The sequence below is a fragment of the Gallaecimonas pentaromativorans genome, assembly GCF_003751625.1.
Lineage (GTDB): Bacteria > Pseudomonadota > Gammaproteobacteria > Enterobacterales > Gallaecimonadaceae > Gallaecimonas > Gallaecimonas pentaromativorans.
In genome coordinates, this window is record NZ_RJUL01000002.1 from 77,295 (window position 1) to 91,431 (window position 14,137).

Consider the following 14,137-nt stretch of genomic DNA (forward strand, 5'->3'; position numbering starts at 1 on the left):
GGGCCCCATTTTCAATGCTCGGCCAATAACGCCGAGGCCGGTAGCGATTGGCTCTGCCACTCATCCAAAAAAGCTTCAAACTCTTCCGCTGCCAGGGCTTTTGAGCACAAATACCCTTGGTACTGCTCCCCTTGCAGGCTACGGATAAAGTCCAGCTGCTCGCGGGTTTCTACCCCTTCTGCCACCACATCCAATTGCAGGCTATGGGCCAGGGCAATCACTGCCTGAACGATGGCGGCGTCCTGGGCATCGCGCATCACCCCGGCGGTAAAGGAGCGGTCAATCTTGAGCCGGTCGATGGGGAAGCGTTTGAGCTGGGCCAGGTTGGAATAGCCGGTGCCAAAATCGTCGATGGAGATCAAAATGCCCAGCCGCCTCAGTTCAAGCAAAATGCCACGCGCCCGGTCGGGGTTTTGCATAACCGCACTTTCGGTCAGCTCCAGCTCCAAAAAGCGCGGGTCAAGGCCGGTTTCATCCAGCACCCTTTTCACCATGTCCACAAAATCGTGCTGGTTAAGCTGCACCGGCGACAGGTTCACCGCTACCGGCACCGTAATGCGCCCTTCGGCATGCCAGCGGGCGGTTTGAATGCAAGCGGTGCGCAGCACCCATTCACCCAAGGGCAAAATAAGGCCGGTGTCTTCGGCCAGAGGAATGATTTTATCTGGCGAGACTGTGCCAAGCTCTTCGTCATGCCAGCGCAGTAGCGCCTCAAGGCCGGTCAGGGCATCGTCGCTGGTGGCAATCTTGGGTTGGTAGGCAAGGCTCAAACCGCCCTCCTCCAGCGCCAGGCGAAGGCGCCGCTCCAGCACGTTGCGCTTCTCCGCCATCGAGACCATACCGGCTTCGAAAAATTGAAAGTTATTGCGTCCACCAGCCTTGGCGTAGTACATGGCGGCATCGGCGTGGATCATCAGCTCGTGGGCGTCAGCGCCGTTCTCCGGGTAACAGCTGACACCGACGCTCGAAGAGATGCGCACTTCGTTGCCTTCCAGTTCAAAGGCGGTGGCCATGGCCTCGACGATGCGAGCAGCAATGCCCACACATTGCACCTTGTCGGTACCGGGCGGGGTTAGCACCATAAATTCGTCCCCGCCGACCCGGGCGATGAGGTCGTCTTCGCGCAGGGCTTCTCTCAGCCGAGTGGCCGCCGCCTTGATAAGGCTGTCGCCGACGTGGTGGCCAAGGGAGTCGTTGACGTTTTTAAAGCGGTCCAGGTCGACGAAAAACACCGAGAACGGCAGCAAATGGCGCTTGGCGCGGCGCAGCACCGTATCGAGGTGCTCTTCAAACAACAGCCGATTAGGCAGGCGGGTCAGCGGATCGCGCAGCACCATGGATTTAAGCTCGTCATTGGCTTGCTGCAAGGAGGCGGCCATGCGCGCGTGGTGAGAGGCCAGGTGCGCGTCGTAAACCGAGAGGATAAGGCTGGTCACCATGATGCAGCCGGCCACCAGGGCAATGGTGATAGACAACTGCGCCGGCGCCATGGCACTGGCGCCAATGCCCATGCTGTGGGGCGACATGTTGGCCGCCGCCATGCCGGTGTAGTGCATGCCACAAATGGCAATGCCCATCACCACGGCTGCCGCCAGGCGATACCAAAACGGGGTGCGCCGGCTCAGGTCATTGAGACGAAACGCCAGCCACAGCGCCGCGATAGAGGCGCTGATGGCAATCACCACCGACAGCGAGAAAAGCGCCGGATCGTAGCTGATGGCAGGCTCCATTTTCATGGCGGCCATGCCCAGATAATGCATCACGCAGATGCCGGTGCCCATGGCGAGGCCCCCGCCTCCCAAGCGCAGCCAGTTGAGGCGGCCGAGGCTGACAATCTTAAGGGCGAGCGCCGACGAGAGCACCGAGGCCACCATCGACACCAAGGTCATGGTGAGGTCGTAGCCCATTCTCACCGGCAGGGTCAGGGCCAGCATGCCGATAAAGTGCATGGCCCAAATACCGGTGCCCATGGCAAAAGCGCCGCCCCAAAGCCACAGCCTGCGGGCCAGACCTTTGCTGGCACGTACCCGGCCTGCAAGATCAAGCGCCGTATAGGAAGCCATCATGGCCACAACAAAGGACAGAGCTACCAGTGCCCAGTCATAAGAACCCTGCATCTCAGTGATTCGCCTAATGTTTTTAATAAGAAAGGGCGGATATTGTTACAGTCCGCCTAACCTGGGTACAACCACTATCGTGGCTTAAAAGACGCCGTTGTGACCTCAAAGACATTCGCACGGTAGCCGTTCATGACATTTATGGGGTGAAGCACTTAAAATGGCCTTTTCGCGCCAAGATGCCACTCATGCGTATAGCCGCCCTGCTACTTTTTCTCGCCCTGCCCTTATCTGCCAAGGAGATAGCCAGTATCGTCCCGCTGGGCCAGGTGACCCTGCCGCATCTATTTAATTACGACAACACCCCGGTGGGCGGCCTTTCCGGCCTGAGTTACGACGCCAAAACCGACACTTTCGTCGCCATCAGCGATGACCGCTCAAAAAAGGCACCGGCGCGCTATTACGTGTTGAAGGCAGAGATGGATCAGGGCCGACTAAAGAAGGTTGAGCTGGTGGCCCACCACACCCTGACCGTAAAAGGCAGGGCCTACGGCGATGGCAAAATCGACGCCGAGGGCATCGCCCTTGCCGGTAAGCGGCTTTTTATTTCATCGGAGGGCGACGCGGCCAGGGGGCTGCCGCCTTTTGTGGGAGAATACGCGGCCAGTGGCGAGCTCAAACGCTACCTGCCACTTCCTGGTGCCTTTGTCCCCAAAGGACACTTTGGCATCCGCAACAACCTGGCCTTTGAGTCGTTAACAGCCAGCCCCGATGGCCACACCCTCTATACCGCCACCGAGTCGGCCCTGGTACAAGACGGCCCCGAAGCCACCTCCCGTAATACCAGCGGGGTGCGCATCCTCAGTTACAACCTCAAAACCGGCAAGGCCGGCGCCCAGTACCGCTACGACATCGACAAAGCCCCAGAGGGGGTCTTTGCCATGAACGGCCTGGCAGACATGGAAGCGCTGGATAACCAGGGCCACCTTTTGGCCCTTGAGCGCAGTTTTAGCGTGCCAGACGGCTTTGATATCCGCCTTTATCAAGTGAGTACCCAAGGCGCCACCGACATCAGCGCCCTCACCAGCCAGCAGGGCCACCAGGTAGTGCCGGTTAAAAAGACCCTGCTGGCCAGCTTTACCGCCCTTGGAGTCCCGCTGGATAACGCCGAGGGCCTGGCCCTTGGGCCCAAACTAAAAGATGGCTCGCAACTGCTGCTGATGGTGGCCGACGATAACTTTTCTGACCTTCAGCAAAGCTGGTTCTGGGCTTTTGCGTTGCGCTTTAAGCCATGAAAAAGCCGCCCTTAGGCGGCTCTTGTTATTTCGCGCTATTGATTAGCACCACTTTGCCCACATGCACCGACGACTCCATCAAGCGGTGGGCCTGGCTGGCGTCATCCAGTGCAAAGGTTTCATAAACCTGGGGTTTCACCTTGCCTTCGCCAATAAGGTGCCCGGCCTTGGCCAGCAGATCGGCCAGAATAGCCGCTTTTTGCTCCGGGCTTTGCGGGCGCAGCAAAGAGCCCATATGTTTAAGCCTTTTGGCCAGCATCGGCCAGAGGTTTAGCTCCTTGGCCGCCCCTTGCAGCAGGCTGACCTGCACAATACGCCCGTCCATGGCCGCGACCTTGTAGTTTTTGGCCACATAATCGCCGCCGATGATATCCAGCACCACATCCACCCCTTTACCGCCGGTAAACTCAGGCACCTCATTGGCAAAGTCCTGCTCACGGTAGTTGATGGCCATGTCGGCCCCCAGCTTCAGGCTCGCCTGGCGGTGGTGCTCGGAGCCCACTGTGGTGATGATGGGGCCGGCGCCAAGGGCTTTGGCCAGCATGGTGGCGGTGGAGCCGATACCGGAGGTGCCGCCATGAATAAGCAGGCTCTCACCGGCTTTAAGCTCGCCGCGCATAAAGAGGTTAAACCACACCGTCATAAAGGTTTCCGGCAGCGCCGCCGCTTCGGCCATGGAAAGGCCCGCCGGCACCGGCGCCGTTACCAGCTCGCTGGCCGCTACGAATTCGGCATAGCCGCCGCCTTGGACCAAAGCCATAACCTTGTCACCCACCTTAAAGCGGCTCGCCCCTTCGCCAAGGGCCACCACCTCGCCTGCCACTTCCAGGCCGGGAATGTCGGTGGCGCCGGGAGGCGGGTTATAAAGCCCCTGGCGCTGCTTGAGATCCGGCCCGTTCACCCCGGCAGCGTGAATGGCGATCAGCACCTCACCGGCCGCAGGCACCGGCACCGGCCGCTCGCCCGCGACCAATACTTCCGGGCCACCCGGGGTGGTAATTTCAATCGCTTTCATCATCTTGGCCATGGTTGTGGCTCCTTGGGTTTGCATCAGAGGCCCTGAGTATACGCCGCTCAACCGCTGAAAAAGCGCAGCATCTTTCCGATATACTGATGCAAATATGCATCAAAACCCAAGAGAGCCTGATGAACTGGGACGACACCCGTATCTTTCTGGCGGTACAACGAGAACGCAGCCTGCGCGCAGCAGCAAGGATGCTGGGTATTGATCAGGCAACGGTGGGCAGGCGCCTTGCCCTCTTGGAAAAAGCCCTGGGCGCCACCCTCTTTTTACGAAGCTCCCAAGGCTACAGCCTAACCGCCGCCGGTGAGCTGGCACTGCAAGCAGCGCTGGAGATGGAAAACGCCGCCCAGGCGCTGGTGTCTCGCACCCAGGGCAGCGACCAGCGCCTAGCCGGTGAAGTGCGCCTGGCCACCACCGATTCTCTGGCACTGGGCTTGCTGCTGCCGGCGTTAAAGGTGCTAAACGGCCAGCACCCCGATATCAAGGTCAACCTCAATATCTCGCCGCAGCTGCTCAACATGGCCAAACGGGAAGCAGACATCGCGGTGCGTACCATCAAGCCCGACAACCCAGACTTACTGACCCGCCGCCTCGCCTCCTGGCCTGTGGGGCTGTATGCCTCGAAAGCATACCTGGCAAGCCGCGGCGAACCGGCCAGGGGCAGCGCCTTTGCCGGGCACGATCTGGTGGTATTTGAGCCGCATCTGCATCGCCAGGAGCCGCTGAAACTCGGCGGCGAGAGCATAGCCGCCGGGCGCATCGTCTCAAGCCACCACTCCAGCCTCACCCTTAGAAGCGCCATCAGCGCCGGTTTTGGCCTGGGGGAAGTGCCCATTGTTATCGCCGAGCGAGATGGACTGGTCAGGGTCTGGCCCGAGCGCCAGCGCGCCCGGCCTTATGAGATTTGGCTGGTTACCCACCAAGACCTTCGCCACACCGCCCGCATCGACGCGGTTATCCACCATATCGTCAGCGCCTTTGCGGCCTGGGAATGAGCGCACTAGCCTTCGAGCACAAAAGAAAACCCAGCTCAAGGCTGGGTTTCTTATTGGTTGCGGGAGCCGGATAGGAACGGGGACGCCGAGTTGGGCAGCCCTGCTGCGACGGCCGTAGGTCGTACTGGATACAGTAAAAGAAAACCCCAGCCGAGGCTGGGGTCTTTATGTGGTTGCGGGAGCCGGATTTGAACGGGGGCGCCGAGCTGGGCAGCCCTGCTGCGACGACCGAAGGTCGAAATAAATTTAAAAAAAAGGCCGACTTTGCAGTCGGCCTTTAGATTTGGTTGCGGGAGCCGGACTTTGAACGGGGACGCCCAGTCCGACGGCCGCAGGTCGTACTGGATACAGTAAAAGAAAACCCCAGCCGAGGCTGGGGTCTTTATGTGGTTGCGGGAGCCGGATTTGTACGGGGACGCCCAGTCCGACGGCCGCAGGTCGTACTGGATACAGTAAAAGAAAACCCCAGCCGAGGCTGGGGTTTTTATGTGGTTGCGGGAGCCGGATTTGTACGGGCAGCCCTGCTGCGACGACCGAAGGTCGAAATAAATTTAAAAAAGGCCGACTTTGCAGTCGGCCTTTAGATTTGGTTGCGGGAGCCGGATTTGAACCGACGACCTTCGGGTTATGAGCCCGACGAGCTACCAGACTGCTCCATCCCGCGTTAATTCTGTAGCTTGGCTCTGGTATGGCGCCTTGCGTTGTCGGTGCACCTTTATACGGTGCATCTTTCTGTTCGGATGACGACCTTGGCCGTCGGTCAGCCTTGTCGAAACTCGCTGACCTTTTTAAATTGGTTGCGGGAGCCAGATTTGTACGGGCAGTCCCACTGCGACGACCTTGGCCGTCGGTCAGCCTTGTCGAAACTCGCTGACCTTTTTAAATTGGTTGCGGGAGCCGGATTTGAACCGACGACCTTCGGGTTATGAGCCCGACGAGCTACCAGACTGCTCCATCCCGCGTTAATTCTGTAGCTTGGCTCTGGTATAGCGCCTTGCGTTGTCTCTTGTGGTTAGCCCTTTAAAAAAGCACTAACTTTCAACTGGTTGCGGGAGCCAGATTTGTACGGGCAGTCCCACTGCGACGACCTTGGTCGTCGGTCTACTTATCAAAAAATAAGGAGACATCTAAGTTGGTTGCGGGAGCCGGATTTGAACCGACGACCTTCGGGTTATGAGCCCGACGAGCTACCAGACTGCTCCATCCCGCGTCTGTGGAGGCACACTATACGGACTTTCAGCGCCGTTGCAAGCGACCTTTGCTCGGCTGCCTATAAAGCCAGCAACCTGCTGTATTAGTGCTCGCTTCCAAGGGTTTTATGCCGATTTGGACGGTACAAAAGATAAATAAAGCTAATCCCCAGGCTGGCGCAGATAACCATGGCGCCGGTCATCACCACGTCGTCATGGCCGGTAACCGCTGCCACCGCCCAGCCGGCAATGGCGCCAATGCCAAAGCGCATGCTGCCGGTAAGGGACGACGCGGTGCCCGCCATCTTGGGCACCTGCTCGAGCACCAGGGCCATGACGTTGGAGCCCACCATGGACAAACAGCCCACGTAGGTCATTACGCAGGCCACCAGCAGGGCAAAGGGGCCGTGCAGCAGTACCGTCAGCAAGGCGCCGGTGGCGGCCAGCAACTGGATGCAAAGTGCCAGTACCAGCAGGCGCTCGGCGCCCCAGCGGGTAACAAAGCGGCCGTTAAAGAAGGTCAGCGCCATCAGGGACAGGATATTGAGGCCGAAGTAGTAGCCGAAATGGGTTTCCTCGACCCCGTAGATCTGGATGTAAACAAAAGAACCGGCGGTCAGAAAGGCCATCAGGCCGCTAAAAGACAACCCCGAGCACAGCATCAACGCCAGCATCGCCGGGTTGCCAAGCAGCTGGCGATAGTTGCTCATCACCTTGCCAAGGGCCAGTTCGCTGCGCTCGGTCAGAGTCTCGGGCACCTTGGTTTTTACCAGCAGGCACGTGGCTGCCCCTACCCCGCCAAGCGCCCAAAAGATAAGGTGCCAGTCACCCAGCGTCAGCAGCCAACCGCCAATCATCGGCGCCAGCAGCGGCGCCAGAGTCACCACCAGGGTGATGGTGGAAAAAAGCTTGGCCAGTTCGTTTTTATCGTCCACCAAGTCGCGCAGCAGGGCGTAAATCACCACCGCAGCGGCGGCGCCAGCAGCCCCTTGCGCCACCCGCAGCAGCTGCAAAAAGCCGATATCGGAGGTCAGGGCGCAAAGCGGGGCGATGAGGGCGAAAAACAGCGTGCCCCACAGCAGCACCGGTTTGCGCCCCAGGCTGTCGGCCAAGGGGCCTAAAAACAACTGGCCAATGGCAAAACCCGCCACATAGGCCGACACCGTGCCCTGCACGGCGCCGTTGGCAACACCAAGATCGCGGGCAATGCGCGGCAGGCTGGGCAAATACATATCGATGGCAAAAGGGGTCAGCATGGCAACCAGACCCAGGGTCACCACCAAACTGAAAGGCACACGGGACACAAGCGCTCCGCAAGGCAGAAAAGGCGGCTTATTTTGCCACAATCAAGGCGTCGCTGCGCAGGGGCGCCTGGGCATTTTCGCCATAGCGCCTGCGCCGCAGGTCAAGGGCGCAAAACGCCGTTAATCCTTTGGGGCGCTGGCCAAGGCGGCTTGGCGAAGCTGGCTGAACAGTCGCCGCAGCAGCACCGGCACGCCCTCTTTACCCCGGCGCCCGGCCTCTTCGGCGATACGAAGGGCGAGCTCGGGCTTGGATTGGCGGGAGATGGCGGCATGAATAATGGCGCTCGGCTGCTCAACGCCGCGCCAGCGGGCAAGCTGATGAAACAGCGCTTGGTAGCCTTCTTGGTAGAAAAAGTGCTCGATATCCTTCGCTGGTAGCTGGGTGAGGCTGGCCTCGGCCGCGCCGCCCAGCAGGCCGCGCACCTGGCTGGCATAGCGGTTACCGGCCTCGTCGCCGTCGCACAATACCTGTACCGCAATGCCCATGTCTCGGGCCAGATGCACCAGAGGCTTTAAGCCGCACTGGGCAAAATCAATCACCCTTATTCCTTCTGCCGCCAGGTGCACGCCACTCAGGTGCGCCAGCTCCGACATCAGCCAGATCTCGGTTTCCCCTTCTACCAGCAGCCAGCCCCTGGCAAAGAGGCTGGCCGGGCGGTTTACCCGCAGGTGAAAGCCGATGCGCCGGTAGTCATCTTCGCGAAGCGGATGCTTGAGCTGGTAGCAGCTAAGCTCCCCCTGGCGCCGCACCAAGCGGCGAATGGCCAGCAGATCCTGGGCGCCAAGCAGCTCTGCCGATTGGGTAATGAGTAGCCGGTTAAGGGGCAACTGCACCACTAGGCTCCAAAAGGTAGCCAGCATCACCGGGTGCAACCGCGCCTCAGGCATGTCCAGCAATAGTAATGGCCGTGACAGACGCGCCACTGGCTGGGCCTCGGTGCGGGTCATTAGCACCCCAAAAAGCCCCAACAGCGCCAAACGAGTCTGGCGACTGGCCGATTGGTTGATGACTTGCTCGAGGGTACGAATAGCCTCCCAGTTGATAGGCTGGCGGGCCATGGCGAGGCGGTCGCGGGGCCGCTTGGCAGGCATTGGGTCGGTAAAATAGCGCGCTAACAACGCTTTAACGGCACCAAGCCCCTGGGTGAGAGCTTGCTCTTGAAATTGTTCGGGGTTTTCCAAAAGCGTCTTGAGCCAGGGAGATTGCTCCAGGTGTTCGGTGTCGGGAAACCCGAGGCGCAGCAGCGGGTGCAGGGTTAACAGATGCCGGGCCAGGCGCACCGCCGCCTTCCCGTTTAACAGCAACTGGCCACTGGCATCAACAAAGGTCAGCTCACTGCCCTGCCCTTTGATTGCCCGCCAACAAAGGCGCAGGCGCATATGGCCGTCGGCCCGGCCCCACATCACCGAGCGCAGCGGCCGGTAGCGCAGGCGCCGCCAGTGGCCGCCATGGCGTTCGACAAAAGTCAGGGCGATGTTCAGCTGCCGGCTTTGCTGATAAAAATCGCTGTCTTCAAAGCGGGCATCAGCGCCCTGCGGCCCCATCACCTTTTCCAGGGCGTTTAAAAACGAGCGCCGCCCCCAGGCATTTTCGCCAATCAGGGTGGTGGCCTCATCCAGCGCCAACGACAAGGTTTTAATCCCTTGAAAGCCGGTAATGTCGATATGGGCCAATCGCATACCAATCCTATTGTCAGCATTTGACTATGTTATTGAGGATACTGCGCTTTATAAAATGATGGCAGCCCTTTAACGGCGCCGTTACCTCGGCGAGATTGGCGGCTATTATCGTTGATTATCCGCTGGTTACTGGCAGCACCGGCCCATCACCACCTATATAAAATGTGAAGAAAATTCAGGGTTCGCCGATATAAGAACCAGTACGCATGAAAGAGGTGGTCCATGAAAGAAAAGTCCCTGGCATTCAAGCTGTACCTGACCACAGGCCTGTTACTGCTGTTATCCATTGGCACCCTGACCCTGGTGGTGGCCTATTTTCTTAACCAAACCGCGGCCCAGGTGCGCCAAGAAAGTACCCGCCAAGTATCAGACGAGCTGATTCGCCGCTTAGAGACCCAAGCCGGGCAGTCGGGCGAGGAGATGGGCGCTTTTATCAACGAAGCCTACCGGGTGCCCCAGTCTCTTGCCGGGCAACTGGCTGCCAGCATCACCTCCACCAACCGCCTTAACCGCAGCCAGGTGGCCGATCTAGACCGCGCCACCTTGGCCGCCAACCCTGGCATGAGCTCCATCTACAGCCAGTTTGAAGCCAACGCTTATGACGGCATGGACGACATGTACAAGCAGGGTTTTGACCACTCGGTGGCCGGGGTCGGGACGCTGGAAATTTACTTTACCCGCGACCAAAGCGGCAAGATTGAGCAGCAAGTAGTGGAAGACGCCGAGGAAAAACACGTGGCAAAAATCGGTGCCAACGGTCTTCGCGAAGCCGAGTGGTACCTGTGCGCCATGGACACCCTCAAGCCCTGCCTGATGGAGCCCTACCTCTACGAAATCACCCCCGGCAATTCCCAATTGATGACCTCGCTCACCGTGCCCGTTGTCGCCCAGAACCGCTTTCGCGGCGTGGTGGGGGTGGATGTCAACCTGCCCATCTTCCAGCAAAAAGTGGTGGCGCTGTCCCAGTCTCTTTATGGCGGCAAGTCCAAGGTCATGCTGCTGTCCAAGCTTGGGCTGCTGGTGGGCGCCAGCCAATACCCCGACAAACTGGCGCAGCCCCTTAAAACGGTGATGCCGAGCCTTGCCGACAAACTGCTGGCCATGAAAGACGCCGGGCACCTGCTGACAGACGGCGCCATTTTTGTGTCCTACCCGGTGCACATTCGCGCCGCTAACCAAACCTGGACACTGATCATCGAAGTACCCAAAGCCCTGGCCATGGCGGGCGTTAACGCCATGAATCAGCAAATGGGCGACAACTTCTCCACCCTGGTGGTGACCCAGGGCGTGATTGGCCTAGTGGTGATTGTGCTGGGGCTGCTGCTGATGGTGGTGCTGGTGCGCACCATCACCCGCCCCCTTGGCACCATGAACCAGCGCATGGCCAACCTTAATAGCAGCGAGGGGGACCTCACCCAAGACGTGCGGGTCGACACCCATCAGGAGCTGATTACCCTGGCTGGCGGCTTTAACCGCTTCTTGGGGAAACTGCGCAGTATGATTGCCCACCTCAAAGGCATCAGCGTCGAGGTCGGTAGCCAGGCTGAGAGCAGCGCCAAGGTAGCCTCCGACACCCGCGCCCTGGTGGCCAGGCAGCACGCCGAGATTGACTCGGTCGTCACCGCCATGAACGAGATGAGCGCGGCGGCAACCGAGGTGGCGCAATTTGCCGCCCAGGCCGCAGACGAAGCCAGCCAGGCCAATAACGCGGTGATGGGCTCGCGCTCGACCTTGCAACACGCGGTAACCGACGTGCAGGGCCTGGCCGACGACATGTCCACCGCTGCTACCGCCGTTAACCAGGTGGCGGCCCGCAGCAACGACATTAACAGCATCCTTGAGGTGATTCGCAACATCGCCGAGCAAACCAACCTGCTGGCGCTGAACGCCGCCATCGAAGCGGCCAGGGCCGGCGAGCAAGGCCGAGGCTTTGCGGTGGTAGCGGACGAAGTGCGGGCGCTGGCCGCCAAAACCCGCACCTCGACCGACGAGATAACCGGGGTGATAGACAACCTCAACAACGAGGTAAAAGCCACGGTACAGGTGATGGAACAAGGGGTTACCCGGGCGTCCAGCACCGTTGAGCAGGCCCACAGCGCCTTTGAAGATCTCTCCCAGGTGGTGGAGCTTATCAACACCATCAACGACCACGTCACTCAAATGGCCACCGCCGCCGAAGAGCAAAGCTCGGTGAGCGACGAGATAAACCGCAACATCACCGGCATTGGCAGCGCGGCCAGCGAGCTGGCCGGCCTTGCCGAACAAGCCGAAAGTTCAGGCCGGCGCCTGCACGATTTAGTGCGCGACCTCGACGGCGAGCTTGGTAAGCTCAAAACCTGAGACTAAAACGCCCGCCAGGGCGTTTTTTATTTCCCCTTGCCCGCCCCCCGGTGCCATGGCTTACCATGGCAGTACCGTTACCAACCCCGGTGAAGCATGAACAATTTCGCATTCTCAAGCCCCACGCATATTCTCTTCGGCCAAGGCCAGATAGCGGCCCTGGCGGGGCAAATTCCCCAAGATGCCAAGATTTTGGTGACTTATGGCGGCGGCTCTATCTTTAAAAACGGCGTGCACCAGCAGGTGAGCGAAGCCCTGGCCAACCATAGCTTCGGCGAGTTTGGCGGCATCGAGCCCAACCCCCGTTATGAAACCCTGATGGAGGCGGTAAGCCTTATTCGTAACGAAGGCTACGACTACCTGCTGGCTGTGGGTGGCGGCTCGGTGCTGGACGGCACCAAGTTTATCGCCGCCGCAGTTTGCCATACGGGCAGCGACCCTTGGGACATCCTCAGCAACGACGCCCCGGTAACAGACGCCCTGCCCATAGGCGCGGTGCTGACCCTGCCTGCCACAGGCTCTGAGACCAACGGCGCCGCCGTTATTACCCGTGGCCAGGACAAGCTGGCCTTTATCAGCCCGCGGGTCAAACCCCGCTTTGCGGTGCTCGACCCCGTCACCACCTACAGCCTGCCGCCTCGCCAGGTTGCTAACGGCGTGGTGGATGCCTTTGTCCATGTGATGGAGCAATATCTGACCAACGGCGGCGCGCCGGTGCAGGACAGGTTCAGTGAAGGCTTGCTGCTCACCCTTATCGAAGAAGGCCCCAAGGCCCTGGCCACCCCACAAGACTACCCGGTGCGTGCCAACCTGATGTGGGCCGCCACCCAGGCCCTGAGCGGTTTGATTGGCGTGGGCGTGCCCCAGGATTGGGCCACCCATGCCCTTGGCCACGAGCTGACCGCCCATTTTGGCATCGACCACGGCCGCACCCTGGCAGTGGTGTTGCCGGCCATGCTGCGGGTTCGCCGCGAGGTGAAAAAAGCCAAGTTGCTGCAATTTGCCGAGCGGGTGTGGGGTATCACCGACGGTAGCGATGAGGCACGTATCGACAGCGCCATCGCCAAGATGGAAAGCTTCTTCCGCACGTTGGATGTGGGCACCCGCTTTGGCGACTACGAGCTTGGCGCCGCAGACATCGACACCTTGGTGGCCGCCCTTGAGCGTAAAGGTATGACCGCCCTTGGCGAAGACGGCGGCGTCACCCCAGCCGTTGCCCAGGCGGTATTTGAAGCGGCGCTGTAAAAGTCGCGGCCAGCAAAAAGGCGCCTTAGGCGCCTTTTTTTATTCGCCCTTTTCGGCCGGGGCCGTGTTCATGGCCAGGCGGGTTTGCAGCATGTCACCGAGGTTGTCCCAGTTGGCGGCGTCTTGGGCCCAGTAGTTGCCGCCGGCCTCGCCCTGGCGAAGTTCAAGGCTGTTCAGCACCAGGCTCGCAAACTGGCTTTCCTTCCAAAAGGGGGTGTGCAGGTACAGCACCGGCAATGCACTTTTTTGCTTGAGGGCATTGACCAGGGTCTGGGCTTCGGCCAAATCCCCTTCGGCCCCTACCACCACCAGATCGGCGGCGCCCAGGCACTCTTTAAGCCCCAGCACGTCGCAGCGCACCAAGGCGATATCCTTCATGTTGCGGCGCAGCCAGCCGGTGACTTTTTTCTCCTGGGCGCCCAAAAAGGCGGTGGCCACCACAGCGCCCGGTTTATACACAAAGCCCGGCTCGCCAGAGAGCAGCCAGCCCACCAGCTCTTGCAGGTTGGGGAAGAAGGGTTCGAATTCGTAAGTAACAGGCACGGTGCCAAAGGCAAGGTAACGGCGGCCCTGCTCGCTTACCCCGGCCGATGCCATGGGTCTGCCGGTTTTTTTGCCCAAAAGCAGCGGGAAGCTGTCTTTACCGGCCGGCACCATAAATTGGCTGTAGCGGCCAGGCGCGTAATGGAGCGGCGCGTCCAATAAGGTCATGGCCAGCGCTTGCTGGCGCGGGCTGAGCTTGTCGCTTAAGGTCGTGGCCGGCGCTGTGGGGGCCTTGGGCGGCACCTCGGCCTTCATGGTTTGGGCCGGGGCCTTAACCGGGGCACGGACCTTGGAATTGGTATCACAGCCTGAGAGCAGCAACAGGGCCATCAGGCTCGCAAGCAAAGGTGTTTTCATGATGCCAACACTTATTCTATGGGCTGATGGCAAATTAAACGGCTTGGCGAAAGGGGGGAATGTCATCTCTACCTGAACGACGCCGCGATCTGCCAAGTAGCCTTTGT

General features: G+C 60.0%; 9 protein-coding genes and 3 tRNA genes. 4 read left to right on the top strand and 8 right to left on the bottom strand.

Annotated features, from left to right (window positions below; genetic code table 11):
- Positions 1–11 precede the first annotated feature (11 nt).
- Entirely contained in the window at positions 12–2,117 is a 2,106-nt protein-coding gene (locus EDC28_RS03180) for a putative bifunctional diguanylate cyclase/phosphodiesterase (protein ID WP_123420649.1), read from the bottom strand.
- 188 nt (positions 2,118–2,305) lie between these two features.
- Here EDC28_RS03180 and EDC28_RS03185 point away from each other — a divergent pair, with 188 nt between their 5' ends.
- Entirely contained in the window at positions 2,306–3,352 is a 1,047-nt protein-coding gene (locus EDC28_RS03185; RefSeq protein ID WP_170164010.1) for an esterase-like activity of phytase family protein, read from the top strand.
- Positions 3,353–3,377: 25 nt separating this feature from the next.
- Here EDC28_RS03185 and EDC28_RS03190 read toward each other — a convergent pair whose 3' ends face one another.
- Positions 3,378–4,379, bottom strand: a complete 1,002-nt coding sequence (locus EDC28_RS03190; protein WP_123420651.1) for an NAD(P)H-quinone oxidoreductase — start codon at positions 4,377–4,379, stop codon at positions 3,378–3,380.
- 86 nt (positions 4,380–4,465) lie between these two features.
- On the opposite strand from EDC28_RS03190, the gene EDC28_RS03195 reads away from it, so the two are divergent.
- A complete protein-coding gene (locus EDC28_RS03195) occupies positions 4,466–5,371 on the top strand; it encodes a LysR family transcriptional regulator (protein ID WP_336391491.1) in 906 nt (301 codons plus the stop codon).
- 587 nt (positions 5,372–5,958) lie between these two features.
- Here EDC28_RS03195 and EDC28_RS03200 read toward each other — a convergent pair.
- The 5 genes from EDC28_RS03200 to EDC28_RS03220 all read right to left on the bottom strand — a co-directional run bounded on the left by EDC28_RS03200 (position 5,959) and on the right by EDC28_RS03220 (position 9,545).
- Positions 5,959–6,035, bottom strand: a tRNA-Met gene (locus tag EDC28_RS03200).
- A gap of 221 nt (positions 6,036–6,256) precedes the next feature.
- A tRNA-Met gene (locus EDC28_RS03205) sits at positions 6,257–6,333 on the bottom strand.
- Between the two features lie 171 nt (positions 6,334–6,504).
- Positions 6,505–6,581, bottom strand: a tRNA-Met gene (locus tag EDC28_RS03210).
- Positions 6,582–6,665: 84 nt separating this feature from the next.
- Entirely contained in the window at positions 6,666–7,865 is a 1,200-nt protein-coding gene (locus EDC28_RS03215; protein ID WP_211355715.1) for a Bcr/CflA family multidrug efflux MFS transporter, read from the bottom strand.
- A 120-nt stretch (positions 7,866–7,985) separates the two neighbouring features.
- Positions 7,986–9,545, bottom strand: a complete 1,560-nt coding sequence (locus tag EDC28_RS03220; RefSeq protein WP_123420652.1) for a DUF2813 domain-containing protein — start codon at positions 9,543–9,545, stop codon at positions 7,986–7,988.
- A gap of 222 nt (positions 9,546–9,767) precedes the next feature.
- Here EDC28_RS03220 and EDC28_RS03225 point away from each other — a divergent pair, with 222 nt between their 5' ends.
- Positions 9,768–11,885: a methyl-accepting chemotaxis protein gene (locus tag EDC28_RS03225; RefSeq protein WP_123420653.1), complete on the top strand. Its 2,118-nt coding sequence runs from the start codon at positions 9,768–9,770 to the stop codon at positions 11,883–11,885.
- A gap of 96 nt (positions 11,886–11,981) precedes the next feature.
- Complete coding sequence (locus tag EDC28_RS03230) at positions 11,982–13,130, top strand: iron-containing alcohol dehydrogenase (RefSeq protein WP_123420654.1); 1,149 nt, start codon at positions 11,982–11,984, stop codon at positions 13,128–13,130.
- A gap of 39 nt (positions 13,131–13,169) precedes the next feature.
- Here the strand turns inward: EDC28_RS03230 and EDC28_RS03235 are convergent, their stop codons facing one another.
- Positions 13,170–14,030 (bottom strand): hypothetical protein, encoded by an 861-nt coding sequence (locus EDC28_RS03235; RefSeq protein ID WP_123420655.1) that lies wholly within the window; start codon positions 14,028–14,030, stop codon positions 13,170–13,172.
- Positions 14,031–14,137: the final 107 nt, after the last annotated feature.

Bases quoted from the DNA above. Each gene is read 5' to 3' on its own strand.
- EDC28_RS03180 (WP_123420649.1), bottom strand. From the start codon at position 2,117: ATGCAGGGTTCTTATGACTGGGCACTGGTAGCTCTGTCCTTTGTTGTG.
- EDC28_RS03185 (WP_170164010.1), top strand. From the start codon at position 2,306: ATGCGTATAGCCGCCCTGCTACTTTTTCTCGCCCTGCCCTTATCTGCC.
- EDC28_RS03190 (WP_123420651.1), bottom strand. From the start codon at position 4,379: ATGGCCAAGATGATGAAAGCGATTGAAATTACCACCCCGGGTGGCCCG.
- EDC28_RS03195 (WP_336391491.1), top strand. From the start codon at position 4,466: ATGCAAATATGCATCAAAACCCAAGAGAGCCTGATGAACTGGGACGAC.
- EDC28_RS03220 (WP_123420652.1), bottom strand. From the start codon at position 9,545: ATGCGATTGGCCCATATCGACATTACCGGCTTTCAAGGGATTAAAACC.
- EDC28_RS03225 (WP_123420653.1), top strand. From the start codon at position 9,768: ATGAAAGAAAAGTCCCTGGCATTCAAGCTGTACCTGACCACAGGCCTG.
- EDC28_RS03230 (WP_123420654.1), top strand. From the start codon at position 11,982: ATGAACAATTTCGCATTCTCAAGCCCCACGCATATTCTCTTCGGCCAA.
- EDC28_RS03235 (WP_123420655.1), bottom strand. From the start codon at position 14,030: ATGAAAACACCTTTGCTTGCGAGCCTGATGGCCCTGTTGCTGCTCTCA.